The organism is Tatumella citrea, assembly GCF_002163585.1.
GTDB lineage: Bacteria > Pseudomonadota > Gammaproteobacteria > Enterobacterales > Enterobacteriaceae > Tatumella > Tatumella citrea.
Map to the genome: position 1 here is coordinate 1410562 of NZ_CP015579.1, position 15863 is coordinate 1426424.

At 50.2% G+C, this 15863-nt stretch carries 10 protein-coding genes and 2 pseudogenes; 6 read left to right on the forward strand and 6 right to left on the reverse strand.

What is annotated here, in order from left to right:
• Positions 1-15: 15 nt before the first annotated feature.
• The gene (locus tag A7K98_RS06765; protein ID WP_087487863.1) at positions 16-1650 is read left to right on the forward strand and encodes a DUF2813 domain-containing protein; all 1635 of its coding nucleotides are present in this window, start codon (positions 16-18) and stop codon (positions 1648-1650) included.
• 50 nt (positions 1651-1700) lie between these two features.
• Here A7K98_RS06765 and cspD read toward each other — a convergent pair whose 3' ends face one another.
• A complete protein-coding gene (cspD, locus tag A7K98_RS06770; protein WP_087487864.1) occupies positions 1701-1928 on the reverse strand; it encodes a cold shock domain-containing protein CspD in 228 nt (75 codons plus the stop codon).
• Between the two features lie 304 nt (positions 1929-2232).
• Here cspD and clpS point away from each other — a divergent pair, with 304 nt between their 5' ends.
• Both clpS and clpA read left to right on the forward strand, forming a co-directional pair.
• Positions 2233-2556: an ATP-dependent Clp protease adapter ClpS gene (gene clpS, locus A7K98_RS06775; protein ID WP_038019755.1), complete on the forward strand. Its 324-nt coding sequence runs from the start codon at positions 2233-2235 to the stop codon at positions 2554-2556.
• 52 nt (positions 2557-2608) lie between these two features.
• Positions 2609-4891 (forward strand): ATP-dependent Clp protease ATP-binding subunit ClpA, encoded by a 2283-nt coding sequence (gene clpA / locus A7K98_RS06780; protein ID WP_087487865.1) that lies wholly within the window; start codon positions 2609-2611, stop codon positions 4889-4891.
• Between the two features lie 86 nt (positions 4892-4977).
• Here the strand turns inward: clpA and infA are convergent, their stop codons facing one another.
• The 5 genes from infA to trxB form a co-directional block, all read right to left on the reverse strand.
• The gene (gene infA / locus A7K98_RS06785; RefSeq protein WP_002211347.1) at positions 4978-5196 is read right to left on the reverse strand and encodes a translation initiation factor IF-1; all 219 of its coding nucleotides are present in this window, start codon (positions 5194-5196) and stop codon (positions 4978-4980) included.
• A 347-nt stretch (positions 5197-5543) separates the two neighbouring features.
• Positions 5544-6236: a leucyl/phenylalanyl-tRNA--protein transferase gene (aat, locus tag A7K98_RS06790; RefSeq protein ID WP_087490398.1), complete on the reverse strand. Its 693-nt coding sequence runs from the start codon at positions 6234-6236 to the stop codon at positions 5544-5546.
• Positions 6237-6251: 15 nt separating this feature from the next.
• Positions 6252-7985: a heme ABC transporter ATP-binding protein/permease CydC gene (cydC, locus tag A7K98_RS06795; RefSeq protein ID WP_087487866.1), complete on the reverse strand. Its 1734-nt coding sequence runs from the start codon at positions 7983-7985 to the stop codon at positions 6252-6254.
• Positions 7982-9754: a heme ABC transporter permease/ATP-binding protein CydD gene (gene cydD / locus A7K98_RS06800; protein WP_087487867.1), complete on the reverse strand. Its 1773-nt coding sequence runs from the start codon at positions 9752-9754 to the stop codon at positions 7982-7984. The genes cydC and cydD overlap by 4 nt, the downstream gene beginning before the upstream one ends.
• Positions 9755-9892: 138 nt before the next feature.
• The gene (gene trxB, locus A7K98_RS06805; protein WP_087487868.1) at positions 9893-10855 is read right to left on the reverse strand and encodes a thioredoxin-disulfide reductase; all 963 of its coding nucleotides are present in this window, start codon (positions 10853-10855) and stop codon (positions 9893-9895) included.
• 507 nt (positions 10856-11362) lie between these two features.
• Between trxB and lrp the strand changes: the two genes are divergently transcribed.
• From lrp to A7K98_RS21765, 3 genes and pseudogenes are all read left to right on the forward strand, one after another.
• Positions 11363-11857 carry a leucine-responsive transcriptional regulator Lrp gene (gene lrp, locus A7K98_RS06810; protein WP_038019770.1) on the forward strand — a complete coding sequence of 165 codons (495 nt, stop codon included), beginning with the start codon at positions 11363-11365 and terminating at the stop codon, positions 11855-11857.
• 115 nt (positions 11858-11972) lie between these two features.
• A pseudogene (locus tag A7K98_RS21760) lies at positions 11973-12636 on the forward strand (DNA translocase FtsK 4TM domain-containing protein); the annotation flags it as partial.
• 779 nt (positions 12637-13415) lie between these two features.
• Positions 13416-15692: pseudogene (locus tag A7K98_RS21765) on the forward strand (DNA translocase FtsK); the annotation flags it as partial.
• Positions 15693-15863: the final 171 nt, after the last annotated feature.

The following is a 15863-nucleotide window of genomic DNA, read 5'->3' on the forward strand; positions in this document are numbered from 1 at the left end:
AGTGATGAGTGACTGATGATGCTGGAACATATTGAGATAAAAGACTTTCGTGGAATAGCTTACTTATCATTGCCGTTTAAGCAGGTCATGCTGTTAATAGGCGAAAATACCTGGGGTAAATCCAGCTTACTGGATGCACTTAGTCTCAGTTTATCGCCACAAGCCATGGATTATCGTTTTACATCCCGTGATTTTTTTCTGACACGGGATAACTCCCCGGCCCCGCGATGTCATATTTTGCTGACTCTCACTTTTGGTGCGGAGGCAGATGCGTTGCCTGATTCACTGAAAACTCTGCTGACAGAAACGTCCGGTGGAGGGCGGGTCTTACGTTACGGCGTATATGCCGTGCTGGAAGAAGGGCAACCCCGCCAGTATTGCCAGTTTCCTGACAGGTCAGACCTGTCTGAGACTGAAGCCAGTAATGCCGCAGAATCTTTGCGTCGTCTGTTTCCGGTACTGCGCTTACGTGATGCCCGCTTTAATGCCAGGCAGCCCGGGTCGCACCGGAGGCTGGCAGACGCAACTTATGCGTCAGAAACAGCCGAACAATTGACAACGTTATCAGACCGTTTTGCAGATCCTGTCCGGGGTGTCAGTGCCAGTCTGATACGCCAGGCTCTGGAGACCCTGTATCAGCTTGCAGATCACTATTTCCGGATTCAGCGCTCAGCGGTACCTGTTGATAGCCAGGAAGTTGCTTCGTTACGTAATGATTTACCCTGGCAGCAACTCAGCAATCTTAGCCGTCGTATTGCCGCAATGCCTGAGAGTGAACGCGATCCCTGGTTACTGGAACTTTTTTCTGCGGTGTTACAGCCTCAACCAACAAATATTTTGTCGGACAGAGCCAGACCGATACTGCTGCTGGAAGACCCTGAAACACGATTGCATCCGAGGATGCTGTCTGTGACCTGGGAATTTCTCAGCCTGCTGCCGCTGCAAAAAATTGTGACTACTAATTCGGCAGAACTGCTTTCCATGGTCACACTGGAGAGCATTTGCCGGCTGGATCGCGGCAGACAATCCACCACCAGTCGTCAGTTGTCGGCCGGACAACTGCCCTCTGATGAATTACGTAAAATCACCTTTCATATTCAGGTTAACCGACCGTCTGCCTTGTTTGCCCGTTGCTGGTTGCTGGTGGAAGGCGAGACTGAGGTCTGGATGATTAATGAACTGGCACGCCAGTCGGGATTATCGTTAACTTCTGAAGGAATATGTGTGGTGGAGTTTGCTCAGGCCGGGCTGAAGCCACTTCTCAAATATGCGCGTCTGATGGGAATCCCGTGGCATGTTCTGACCGATGGCGATGAAGCCGGTAACAAATATGCGGCGGTAGCCCAAAGCCAGCTGGCAGAGCAGCAGCAGGTACGCCATCACCTGACCCGCTTTCCGGCAAAGGACATTGAGCATTATTTTTACCGGCAGGGCTTTGCCGATATCTATCGTCAGATTGCCGGGCTGTCACCGGAGGCGGGAGTGAATATGCACCGTGTCATTACCCGTGCGATCCAACGCAGCTCAAAACCGTCACTGGCGATTGCAGTGGCATCGGCGGTCGCTGATCGTGGGGTACAGTCGATTCCTATGCTGCTGAGAAAGATGCTGGGCAGAGTGCGCGGGCTGGCGCAAGGTAAACATCCCTGACCCCCGGGATTTAACGTGCTGTGCGGGGGATACTTGCGCAGCCCGTTGGATTATGACAGATTAATTCCAGCGTCATTGACAGGAATAATCAGACTTGCCTGGTTGCCTTTGGCGCCTTCGCTGGCGTTAAAATTAACTTTCTGGCCAGCTTTAAGTGTTTTATATCCTTCCATCTGAATGGTGGAGTAATGTGCAAAAATATCTTCACCTCCTGTGTCCGGACAAATAAAACCAAATCCTTTGGCATTGTTAAACCATTTTACAAAACCCGTTTCCATGTGACGATGCCTCTCACCTGAATTGCAAAATTGAAAAGAAGATGGCTGAAAAAAGTCGCCATCTGATGAAAAAACAGACAAGCCGTAAACTGAGACTATCTCTTTGCCTGTATTTATCGTCAAGAAATTCAGACATGCAGTAACAGATAATTGCTCAAACTTTGAAGTAGTTAACGCTATGGGATATTGAAGCGAGCATGTTTTATCTTTATCAATCGGGTTGCAGGCTGCGCATCATTTTTGCAGCATGATAGACTTAGCGGATGAAACTTACGCAAAGTAGCGGGCACTTCAGTGGGATATTATGGCGAACACTAACGACTGGCTGAATTTTGAACACCTTGCAGAGGATAAAATCCGTGAGGAGCTAAAGCCACCGTCTATGTATAAGGTCATTTTGAACAATGACGATTATACACCTATGGAATTTGTTATTGACGTACTGCAAAAGTTCTTTTCTTATGATACTGAACGCGCAACGCAGTTAATGCTGACGGTACATTACGAAGGAAAGGCCATTTGTGGTGTGTTTACTGCCGAAGTGGCAGAAACTAAAGTCGTCAGAGTGAACCAGTACGCACGGGAAAATGAACATCCCTTGCTGTGCACTCTGGAAAAAGCTGATTAAGCCACCATATATACAGGCAGACATCAGAGCGTTAATTGAGGGGAGGTGCCTTATGCTCAATCAAGAACTGGAACTCAGTTTAAATATGGCTTTCGCCAGGGCGCGGGAGCACCACCATGAGTTTATGACAGTGGAACACCTGTTACTGGCATTGATCAGTAACCCGTCAGCACGCGAAGCACTTGAAGCCTGCTCAGTGGATTTGGGAGTTCTGCGTCAGGAACTTGAAACCTTCATCGAAAAAACTACCCCGGTCCTTCCGGACAGTGATGCAGAACGTGATACCCAGCCGACGCTAAGCTTCCAGCGGGTATTGCAACGTGCTGTATTCCATGTGCAGTCTTCCGGCCGCAGTGAAGTCAACGGTGCGAATGTGCTGGTGGCAATTTTCAGCGAGCAGGAGTCTCAGGCGGCATATTTGCTGCGTAAGCATGAAGTCAGCCGTCTGGACGTGGTGAACTTTATTTCTCACGGGACCCGTAAAGACGAATCTGACAGTTCGCCGAATACGGAGAACCAGGCCAATAACGAAGAACAGAGTGCAGGCGGGGAGGAACGTATGGAGAACTTCACCACCAATCTGAATCAGCTGGCCAGGGTCGGCGGTATCGACCCGTTAATTGGCCGGGACAAAGAGCTGGAAAGAGCGGTGCAGGTATTGTGTCGCCGCCGTAAGAATAACCCGTTGCTGGTGGGTGAGTCCGGGGTCGGTAAAACCGCAATTGCCGAAGGTCTGGCATGGCGCATCGAACAGGGTGATGTCCCTGAGGTGATGAAAGACTGCACTCTGTATTCACTGGATATCGGTTCTCTGCTGGCCGGGACTAAGTATCGTGGTGATTTCGAGAAACGCTTTAAAGCGTTACTGAAACAGCTGGAGCAAGATGAGAACAGCATTCTGTTTATCGATGAGATCCATACCATCATCGGTGCCGGTGCTGCCTCCGGAGGCCAGGTCGATGCCGCTAATCTGATTAAACCACTGCTTTCCAGTGGCAAAATCAGAGTGATGGGCTCAACGACTTACCAGGAATACAGCTCGATTTTCGAAAAAGATCGTGCGCTGGCCCGTCGTTTCCAGAAAATTGATATCACGGAACCTTCTGCCGAAGAGACTATCCAGATTATCAATGGCCTGAAAGCGAAATACGAAGCGCATCATGATGTTCGTTACACCGCAAAAGCGGTGCGCGCGGCAGTTGAGTTAGCTGTGAAATACATTAATGATCGTCATTTGCCTGATAAAGCGATCGACGTTATTGATGAAGCGGGAGCCAGGGCGCGTCTGGTGCCACAGAGCAAACGCAAAAAAACCATCAACGTTCAGGATATCGAATCTGTAGTGGCGCGTATTGCCCGGATTCCGGAGCAAAGCGTTTCAGCTACGGATAAAGATACCTTACGTAATCTGGATTCACGGCTGAAAATGCTGGTGTTTGGACAGAATAACGCTATCGACGCACTGGCTGAAGCGATCAAAATGAGCCGTGCGGGATTAGGGCAGGATCATAAACCTGTAGGATCATTCCTGTTTGCCGGCCCTACCGGTGTAGGTAAAACAGAGGTGACAGTACAACTGGCCAAAGCGTTAGGCATTGAGCTGTTGCGCTTCGATATGTCTGAATACATGGAACGACATACTGTAAGCCGTCTGATTGGTGCCCCTCCGGGATATGTTGGTTTTGACCAGGGTGGATTACTGACCGATGCGGTGATTAAACATCCTCACTCAGTGGTATTGCTTGATGAAATCGAAAAAGCGCATCCTGATGTGTTCAACCTGCTGTTGCAGGTGATGGATAACGGCACACTGACGGATAATAACGGCCGTAAAGCCGATTTCCGTAATGTGGTACTGGTCATGACGACCAACGCAGGGGTTCGTGAAACTGAACGTAAATCGATTGGTTTGATCCATCAGGATAATACGACAGATGCGATGGAAGAGATTAAAAAGACCTTTACGCCGGAATTCCGTAACCGTCTGGATAATATCATCTGGTTTGATCATCTCTCTGCAGAGGTTATCCATCAGGTAGTGGACAAATTCATTGTCGAACTACAGGCACAGCTGGACCAGAAAGGTGTTTCTCTGGAAGTGAGTGATGAAGCCCGTGACTGGCTGGCTGAAAAAGGCTATGACAAAGCAATGGGTGCACGACCAATGGCCCGCACGGTACAGGAAAATCTGAAGAAACCGCTGGCGAATGAGCTGCTGTTTGGTTCGTTGGTTGACGGCGGGTCGGTGACTGTAGCACTGGACAAAACCAGTAATACGTTAACCTACCACTTCGAGAGTGCTGAGAAGCGCAAAGCAGCAGGTACGGTGCATTGATCCGTTATCGTGTTCAGTAAAAACAGAAGGCCGGATATTCCGGCCTTTTTTATGCCGCTATTTCAGGCAAATTATTTTACTGAAAATCAGCGACTACGGAAGACAATGCGGCCCTTGCTCAAATCATAAGGCGTCAGCTCTACAGTGACTTTATCGCCGGTCAGAATGCGGATATAGTTTTTGCGCATTTTACCAGAGATATGAGCGGTAACCACGTGGCCGTTTTCTAGCTCAACGCGGAACATGGTGTTAGGCAACGTATCCAGTACGGTACCCTGCATTTCAATATTGTCTTCTTTGGCCATCGAATCCTCTGAATGGACTAGCTAAATTTGAATCGGCAAGATAATGCCGAATTCTGGTATCTATGTAAAGAATTGTTGGTGCTTTTACCAACAGTTCGCTATGCGTCATGTAAAAACATGCGCATTCTACGGAAATCTGGGTGCTGTGACGTCAATCGTGGAAATTAAGCAGGAGCTTTCATCGGAATAGCAAGTCGGGGAAAAACCTTCCTTGTTGTTCTTCTGGTACCTGGCGTATTCACTCCCGGTTGCGGTGCAGGAGAGTCATTTCGAAAACGCTAACGACATAACAAGCAGACGCAGTCTACCACTTTTCCTGCTGAATGTATGCAAAACATTACACCCGACTAAATCACCGGGCCTGACTGCCAGCAATTTGCATCCAACTGCAGGTCCTGCAATGTACTGATCTGTTGCAGGTAGTGACGACGAGGAATCTCTCTCACCCCCAACGATGCTGTATGTGGATTAAGGATTTGGCAATCAATAAGCTGCCCGCCATGGGCTGAAAAATGTTGGCAAAACTTCATTAGCCCGGTTTTAGAGGCATTTTCAGCGCGGCTGAACATTGATTCAGCACAAAACAACTGGCCGAGCGCCATCCCATATAAACCGCCAGTTAACTTACCGCCATCCCAAACTTCAACGGAGTGTGCCAGACCGGCGCAAAACAGTTCCTGCCAGGCAGCGATGACTTCATTGGTAATCCAGGTCCCGTCTTCGCGTTGTGTAGCACAGCCATGAATAACCGACGAAAAGTCCCGGTCGATGGTTACCGTGTAGCGGGATGTCCGTTGAAAACGGGCCATACTACGACTGATATGGAATTCTGTCGGATACAATACTGCCCGCGGGTCAGGAGACCACCAAAGTAGCGGATCCTGCTCTGAAAACCACGGGAAAATACCCTGACGATAGGCACTGACCATTCTTTCCACAGAAAGATCGCCACCGAAAGCCAGTAATCCATCAGGCTCACGCAATGCAGATCGAGGATCCGGAAAACTTACCGGGTGCTCAGACAATTGTGGCAAATACAGTGGCATGGTTGTTGTTCATTCACCGGTTAAACGCTGGCAAAATTGCCGGTAGCGGCCATGAAGCTTCAATAGCTGTTGATGGCTGCCTTGTTCGATGATCCCGCCATTTTCCATAACGCAGATTCGATCCATTTTATCCAGACCATTCAGGCGGTGGGTAACCATGATAACGGTTTTACCCTGAGTGACGCGCTGTAACAGCTCAAGGATCTGTTGTTCAGTGCTGGCATCCAGCCCCTCAGTGGGTTCATCAAGTAGCCAGAGATCACCCTGGTGCAATAATGCACGGGCTATGGCTAAACGGCGTAGCTCTCCACCTGACAGCGTCCGGCCACCTTCACCCATCCAACTGTCCAGACCTTCATTTTCAAGTAATGCATCCAGACCAGTGAGTTGTAGCACGGCGATGAGTTCACTGTCACTACTGTTATCTGCGGCAAGCCGCAGGTTATCACGCAAAGTCTGGTTAAATAATGCCACTCGTTGCGTAACCACACTGGTTCTCTGACGAAGTGAAGTTTCGTCCCATTCCTTAAGGGGCAGCTGGTTAAAGCAAATGTTACCCTGCAGCGGATCAGCTGCCCTGGTCAGCAGCTGGAGTAGAGTTGACTTACCGCAGCCAGTAAAACCGAGAAGCGCAATTTTTTCTCCGCAACTGACTTGCAGATTAAGCCCGTCGAGGACCAGTTGCTGTTGACCAGGATAAGCAAAACTCAGGTCAGTTACCTTCAATGCAATACCGGTGGTCTGTGATGCCGTGGATTGAGCGGGAAATATCACCTGTGGAGGTTTATCTAACAGCTCAGTTAAGCGGCGGGCCGACAGTACAACCCTTGAGATGTGCAGAAATGATGCTGCTACCGGTCCCAGCGATTCGAAAGCCGCCAGTGCGCAGAAGGCAAACAAAGCAATGAATGTCGGATCCTGTCCGGGAGAGTTCAGCCACAGCGAACCCAGCCATAATATCATACAGACGGTTATTCCGGTGATGATCATCAGGACGCTTTGTGATGCTGCGTTCAGAGAATGTTGTTGCTGCTTTGCATCAGCTAAATTCTGTCCGGTCTGAGATAACTGCTGTTGCCAGTGTTTATCATGTTGATAAATTTTCAGCTCTGCCATGCTGCTCAGCCAGCGTGTCAGTTGCAGGCGGTAAGCAGCACTCAGTGCGGTTACCTGCTGTCCTGAAGAAACACCCAACCGGTAAAACAGTATCGGAAGCAGCAGCAGGCTTAACAACATAATGCCGCCTGTTATCAGGGCCAGCGGCAGGCTCAGAAAACTCAGGCCGAAAGTCACGGCAATAATCACCAGTAATGCTCCCGCCAGTGGCGAGAGAACCCGCAGATACAGGTGATCCAGATTATCAACATCGGCAACAAAACGATTTAACAGATCACCCTGGCGAAATTCAGCTAAGCCGGCAGGGGAGAGGGGGAACAGTTTGCTGAAGGTATAGACCCGCAGATGCTGTAACACACGAAAAGTACCGTCGTGACTGACCAGTCGTTCAAAATAGCGGGCGGCAGTGCGAATAATGGCTGCCCCTCTGACACCGGCTGCCGGCAACATATAGTTAAAACTGTACAGACCTGCTGTGCCGGCCAGTGCGGAGGCTGCCAGAAACCAGCCGGAAAGCGTCAACAGGCTGATACTGGCCAGCAGAGTCACAATGGCCAGTAGCAGGCCAAGTGAAAGCAGTAATCCATGCCGCCGCCACAGACGCAGAAAAGGTAACAACGCACTCATAGCTGAATCTCCTGACGGGAATGAGACAACAGTTCACTGAACAGACCACGGGAATCCGACAGAGTCTGCCAGTCGCCTTGTTGGATGATCTGTCCGTGGCTCATCACCCAGATTTCGTCCCATTGCTGCAAACCTTCGGGTTGATGAGTAATCATCAACGTAGTTTGTTGCAGTGATGCCGCTTGTAGTGCCTGCATGACTCGTTGTTCGCTGTGACTATCCAGGCTGGCTGCAGGTTCATCCGGCAACAACACGCTGGAAGGCAGTAACAGAGCTCTGGCTACTGCGACCCGTTGTGCCTGCCCGACGGATAATCCAGTGGCATTATCACCGATGAGCGTATCAGCACCTTGTGCCAGCTGAGGGATGAACTCAGTTACCCCCGAAGCAAGCAGAGCCTGCTCAAATTGTTGCTCGCTACAGACCCGTCCGAAGGTAATATTCTGCCGCAAACTGTCAGCCGGCAGTGTCGGGTTCTGCCCGACCCATGCAATCATCTGCTGCCAGTGAACAATGTCGGCGTCGCGTAGTTCACAGCCATTGACTTTCAGCGATCCCTGATAAGGTAAAAACCCCAACAAAGCATTAATCAGCGAGGTTTTACCGGCACCACTGGTCCCCAGCAATGCGACCCGTTTACCGGCTTGCAGGGTGAAATTTAATGGCTGTGTCAGAGGATGGCCGCTGGCAGTAGTAACAACCAGATCTGTTGCGCAAAGAGTGACCGGGCCGTTCCACTGCGGCTGAGTCTGTGATCGGGGGATCTCTTCTGGCTGTGTCTGTTGCATAAACTCCTCCAGTACATCCGCGGCACCGGTAGCCTGCGCTTTGGCGTGATAAAAATTTCCCAGGTCGCGCAACGGTTGAAAGAATTCAGGAGCAAGAATAAGCACCAGAAAGCCGGCAAATAAGGTAACTCCGCGGTGATAATCCCCGAAGTGCAATACACCAAGGTAGGAGAAGCCAAAATAGACGGCGACAACAGCAATCGAAATTGCTGCAAAAAACTCCAGAACCGCTGACGATAAGAAAGCCATTCGCAAAACTTCCATTGTGCGTTGGCGAAACTGTTCCGAGCTGTCAGCGATAGCCCTCTGTTCAGCAGCACCACGCTGAAACAGACGCAATGTTTCCAGTCCACGTAACCGGTCAAGAAAGTCACCACTTAATCGTGCCAGTGCATGGAAGTTTTTGCGGTTTGCTTCTGCCGCTCCCATGCCAACCATCGCCATGAACAGCGGGATCAGCGGGGCGGTACAAAACAGTATTAACGCGGCTGCCCAGTTGAGTGGAGCCAGTACCAGCAGGATCATTAACGGAATGAGTGCAGCCAGCGACATCTGCGGCAGGTAGCGGGCATAATAATCCTGCATATTGTCGACCTGTTCCTGCAACAGGGTAGTCCAGCTCCCGACCGGTCGGGTTTTAATCCACACCGGGCCACGAGACTCGAGGCGTTCGATGACCTGACCGCGGATGGCTTCGCAGATGGCGGTACCGGCCCGAAAACCAAACAGTTCTCTGAAATAATGCAATATCGCCCGCAGAATGAAGCATCCTGCCAGAGCAGAGAGTCGTGGTAGCAGTGGGTTATCCGTCGCTGGCCGGATAATGATAGATTCGAGCAGACTGGCTAACAGAGCGGCCTGAGCAATAATCAGAACGGCGCTGAATATTCCGGTGATCACAGAGAGACGTAACCAACGCTGGCCAAAATGGCGTTGCTGTTTCAGCCAGCGTATTAAAAACTGTTGTCTGGATTTATTCATGAGTTTTTGCTGTGAGTCCGGCAAGCTGAGGAAATGATTAATATTCCTTAATTTAATGCAGGAACTCTATCATGGCAGGCAACAAAAAGGCGACAGATTCGCTGTCGCCTTGTTTCATATCAAATACTCAGTAAAAATTTACCAGTCAGTTCCGGCTAAACCGTCCAGATAGCGCTCAGCATCCAGTGCTGCCATACAGCCAGTACCTGCGGAGGTAATCGCCTGGCGATAGGTGTGGTCCATCACATCACCGGCAGCAAAGACGCCGGGGATACTGGTCTGAGTAGCATTACCATGCAGGCCCGACTGAACCACAATATAGCCATTGTTCAGTTCCAGCTGATCGGCAAAGATCGCAGTGTTTGGGCTGTGCCCGATAGCAATAAACACACCTGCGACATCAATCTGCTCAGATTCTGACTGTCCGTCAGTGGATTGCAGACGAGCTCCTGTCACGCCCATTTCATCACCGGTAACGGCTTCCAGAGTCCGGTTAGTATGCAGAACAATGTTGCCGCTGGCGACTTTGTCCATCAACCGGTTGATCAGGATTTTCTCGGCGCGAAAACTTTCACGACGGTGAATCAGGTGCACTTCGGAAGCAATGTTAGAAAGATACAGAGCTTCTTCAACGGCAGTATTACCACCGCCAACTACCGCGACTTTCTGCTGACGATAGAAAAATCCATCGCAGGTCGCACAGGCAGAAACACCTTTTCCTTTAAATTCTTCTTCCGAAGGCAGACCGATATAACGGGCGGAGGCTCCGGTAGCAATAATCAGCGCATCGGCAGTGTATTCGCCGCTGTCACCGGTCAGACGGAAAGGGCGGTTTTTAAGATCGACAGTATGAATATGATCAAACACGATTTCAGTATCAAATTTCACTGCATGCTCGTGCATCCTTTCCATCAACCCCGGGCCGGTCAGGTGCTCAGGATCGCCTGGCCAGTTTTCGACTTCAGTCGTAGTAGTCAGCTGTCCGCCTTTTTCAACTCCGGTAATCAGCACGGGGTTCAGATTAGCCCGCGCAGCATAAACGGCTGCGGTATAACCTGCAGGCCCTGAACCCAGGATAAGTAATTTACTGTGTTTGGCCATGCTTTTTTCCTCAATAAACAGTCTGCTGAAAAACAATCTGCTGATTGTAGGCAAAGTGGAGAGCGAAAAAAAGAGTTCCGGGCTCGGGATTACTTATTATTGTGAATGCTAAAAGTAATCAGTCAGCGATAACACAGGTTTCAGGGCCGGATTTTGTGGACTATGAAGGTGAAAATGACCAAAAACAGCTTCCGAAAACCATTAATAACGGCCTGCTGCGGAATGATGTACTGAAATTGGATGTTTTGCTTTGACAATCGCCTGCTGTTTTGCGAAAACATGGGGGTAAGCAAATAAACTTCAGCAAACCTGAACCTGCATGAGTGCGGGGTCTGGTCACTGAATCATTAAACCTGAGCTTAATTTGGCAGCTTTTAGCGTGGACAGACAATGAAAGCTATTGAAAGCATCAATATACAGGTATTGCTTAAACATAACTCAGGTCCCGGATCAGTGACAGATTAAGGGGCAAGTAGTCTTAGGGAAGGAAAAAGAGAGACAATAATAATGACAGACAATAAGAAGCGTCCGGGCAAAGATCTTGATCGTATTGATAGAAATATTCTGAATGAGCTGCAGAAAGATGGCCGAATTTCGAATGTTGAACTTTCAAAGCGTGTCGGATTATCCCCCACGCCTTGCCTTGAGCGGGTTCGGCGTCTTGAGCGCCAGGGTTTTATCCTTGGTTACACAGCATTACTCAATCCACATTACCTGGATGCCTCGTTACTGGTTTTCGTTGAGATAACTCTGAATCGTGGCGCGCCGGATGTGTTTGAACAATTTAACGCCGCAGTACAAAAACTTGAGGAAACTCAGGAATGTCACCTGGTTTCCGGTGATTTTGACTATTTGCTGAAAACCCGTGTACCAGACATGTCTGCCTACCGTAAATTGCTGGGTGAAACCTTGCTGCGCCTGCCTGGCGTGAATGACACCCGTACTTATGTCGTGATGGAAGAAGTGAAACAGAGTAACCGCCTGGTGATTAAAACTCGCTAAATCAGGCAGGTGCAATATCTTCAGCAATTAGGTACACTCCTGTAAATTCATACAGGGACAGTGCTAATACCGGTGCTGTTCCTCTCTTAAGTTGACAGGCACCTGGAGAGTTCTCTTGAGCCAGGAATATACAGAAGACAAAGAAGTAACTTTAACCCCGCTAAGCAGTGGGCGGCGACTGCTGGAAGCATTGCTGATTCTGGTGGCGCTTTTTGCTGTTTATCTTATGGTTTCCCTGGTCAGTTTTAACCCTTCTGACCCCAGTTGGTCTCAGACAGCCTGGCATGAACCTATCCACAACCTGGGTGGCAGCCCCGGTGCATGGCTGGCAGATACCCTGTTATTTATCTTCGGGGTCATGTCCTATGCTATTCCGGTGGTCATCATCGGACTTTGCTGGATAACCTTCCGTCACCGTCATAATGACGAGTTCGTTGATTATTTTGCCATTGGTCTGCGACTGATTGGTGTTCTGGCTCTGGTGGTTACCACTTGCGGGCTGGCAGCCATTAACGCGGATGATATCTGGTATTTTGCTTCCGGCGGCGTGATTGGCAGCCTGGTGAGTAGTGCCATGAGTCCCTATTTAAATCAGGCCACAGGAACACTGGTGTTGCTCTGTGTCTGGGCTGTTGGCATTACTCTTTATACTGGCTGGTCGTGGCTGACGATTGCCGAGAAAATCGGTGGGGCAGTGATGTCAGTGCTCACCTTTGCCAGCAATCGTTCACGGGATAATAACCGCTGGGACGATGAGGATGACGACGAGGAATTCGAACCTGCACCGGTCGCCAGAAAAAATCGTGTACCTGTGGCCGCTGATCCTACAGCTGGCCGGGAATCACATGATCCTCTGACCGCAGTGCCGCCAGTGAATAATCCAGAGATGGCAGCTGCACAAAAACCGTCTGCTGTACAACATCCTTCCCATGATGACGAGGATAACGACCCGCTGTTCAGTACCCGACGTTATGATGAAGACGATAACGATCCGCTGTTCAGTCGGCCGAAAACTACGCCTGACGCAGAAGATAATGATCCGCTGTTTAGCCGTGCACCACGTCAGACAACGGATAACGATGCTAATGACCCATTGTTTAATCCTTCACAATGGTCTCAGCCAACAGAACCAGCCAGGCAGCCAATGCCTGAAGCTCAGGGATCAGTTGCTCATACTGCAGTGAGCACTCCTGTGTCCTCAGCACCACAAGCGAATCCTGGCGCGGAAAATATTGTTGCCCGCCAGGCCTACACCGCGCCTGCTGAAACAAGAACAGTACAGGTAGCCGAGCCTCCGCGTTATCGCTTTGAAGTGCCCGAACAGGCAGCACCTGTTGCACAGCAGCAGCCGACATCGCAGCAATATGCACCGGCACAACAGCAACCTGCGTCACAGCAGTATGCTCCGGCACAACAGCAACCGACGTCACAGCAGTATGTTCCGGCGCAGCCTCCTGCATCACAGCAGTACGCTCCGACGCAACAACCGGCGTCTCAGCAATTCGTCCCGGCACCTACAGCTCCGTCTGCCCCCGCAGCGGCAGCGATTCCTGCGGCGACAGCTGCGGCAGCTGTGGCAAAGCCGGCCGGACAGTCTCCGTTTGCCGTTGCTGCCAGCATGGGCAAACTCTCTTCACATAACCCGGTATTTGATGTTCCACGGGACAGTGGTAATCCACAGGTGAAGAAAGGCGTTGGCGGACCAGAACTGCCACGGCCAAATCCGGTCCGGTTACCCACCCGCAGGGAAATGGCTTCTTATGGCATCAGGTTGCCTTCTCAGCGAATGGCTGAAGAAAAGGCCCGTGAGGAACAGCTGAAGGCCCGAAACGACGAGTTTAGCGCTACCTACAGCGATGAAGAACAGGCTGACTTCGAGCAAGCTGAGTTACGTCAGGAGTTCGCAGCGCAACAGAGCCAGCGTTATGGTTTTACTGACAGCGATCAAACTCAGGACGATGAAGAAGCGTTGCAACAAGCTGTGTTGGCGCGACAGTTTGCTGAGCAGCAGCAACAGCGGTATCAGCCAGAGCCTGAAACCCGGCAGCATACACCTGCAGCGACTGAAACTTTTTCAGCATTCGATTTCTCACCCATGGAAGATCTGCTGGATGACGGTCCTGGTGAACCTCTGTTTACTATCGACCCGGTAAATGAACATGATCATCATAATGTTGCGCATGCCGGATATGATTCTACGTCTGAAAAATCGGCAGCACCGTTAACTGATCCACAGGCGATGCAGAGTAGTCAGGAAGCTCATCAGTCACCAGAAGTGGTTAAGACAGAACAACAGAGTCTGTTTCATCCTTTCCTGGTTCGGCATGAGCAACCATTACAAAAGCCATCAACACCGTTGCCGACTTTGGATTTGCTGACGTCTCCGCCGTCAGAAGAAGAACCGGTAGATATGTTTGCTCTTGAACAGACCGGGAAACTGGTTGAGGCAAGGCTAAGTGATTTCCGTGTTAAAGCGGAAGTTGTCGGAATATCTCCCGGGCCGGTGATTACCAGGTTTGAGCTGGATTTGGCTCCGGGAGTAAAAGCCGCCAGGATTTCTAACCTTTCCCGCGACCTTGCCCGTTCATTATCAGCGGTGGCTGTACGTATCGTTGAAGTCATACCGGGTAAACCGTACGTGGGTCTTGAATTACCTAACAAACACCGTCAGACCGTTTATCTGCGTGAAGTGTTGGATTGTGCGAAGTTCCGCGACAATCCATCGCCACTGGCCGTTGTACTGGGTAAAGATATTGCCGGACAACCGGTTGTGGCTGACCTTGCCAAAATGCCACATCTGCTGGTTGCAGGTACTACCGGTTCAGGTAAATCGGTTGGGGTCAATGCGATGATCATCAGTATGTTGTACAAAGCAACGCCTGATGAAGTCCGGTTTATTATGATTGACCCTAAAATGCTCGAATTGTCAGTCTATGAGGGGATCCCCCATCTTCTGACCGAAGTTGTTACCGATATGAAAGATGCGGCTAATGCCTTGCGCTGGAGCGTCGGTGAGATGGAACGCCGCTATAAACTGATGTCGGCGTTAGGGGTTCGTAATCTGGCTGGTTACAACGAGAAAGTTGAACAGGCTGAGGCTATGGGCCGGCCAATTCCAGATCCATTCTGGAAGCCTGGTGACAGTATGGACACTACGCCTCAGGTACTGGAAAAACTGCCATATATTGTCGTTATGGTGGATGAGTTTGCTGATTTGATGATGGCTGTTGGCAAAAAGGTAGAAGAACTGATTGCCCGTCTGGCTCAGAAAGCCCGTGCAGCAGGGATCCATCTTGTGCTGGCGACTCAGCGCCCATCAGTTGATGTAATCACTGGTCTGATTAAAGCGAATATTCCGACCCGTATTGCTTTTACTGTTTCCAGCAAAATTGACTCGCGGACCATTCTGGATCAGGCCGGCGCAGAATCGCTGTTGGGAATGGGGGACATGCTGTACATGCCACCTAACTCATCAATGCCGGTTCGTGTTCATGGCGCATTTGTGCGTGATCAGGAAGTGCATGCCGTTGTTCAGGACTGGAAAGCACGTGGCAGACCACAGTATATCGACAGTATTACTGCCGGTGATGAGACTGAAGGTGGTGTCGGAGCTGCTGACGGTAGTGGTGAAGAGCTTGATCCTTTATTCGATCAGGCGGTGGCATTTGTGGTTGATAAGCGCAGAGCCTCGATTTCAGGTGTTCAGCGTCAGTTCCGCATTGGCTATAACCGCGCTGCGAGAATTATCGAACAAATGGAAGCTCAGGGTATTGTCTCAGAACCTGGCCATAATGGTAATCGTGAGGTTTTATCTCCCCCGTCTCATGAAATGTAATTCTTTTACATTGCAGGACTGAGTTTCTATGGGCCAGAGTTTTCTGGCCCATTGCTTATCTGCTGCGTCACCCCCATAGTAAAGATCAGTTTTCAGTTTTATCTCCTGTCGGAATCGGGTGACAGTGACCAGGATAATGAATGCCGGGTCGGAACGACACAATAAGGAATG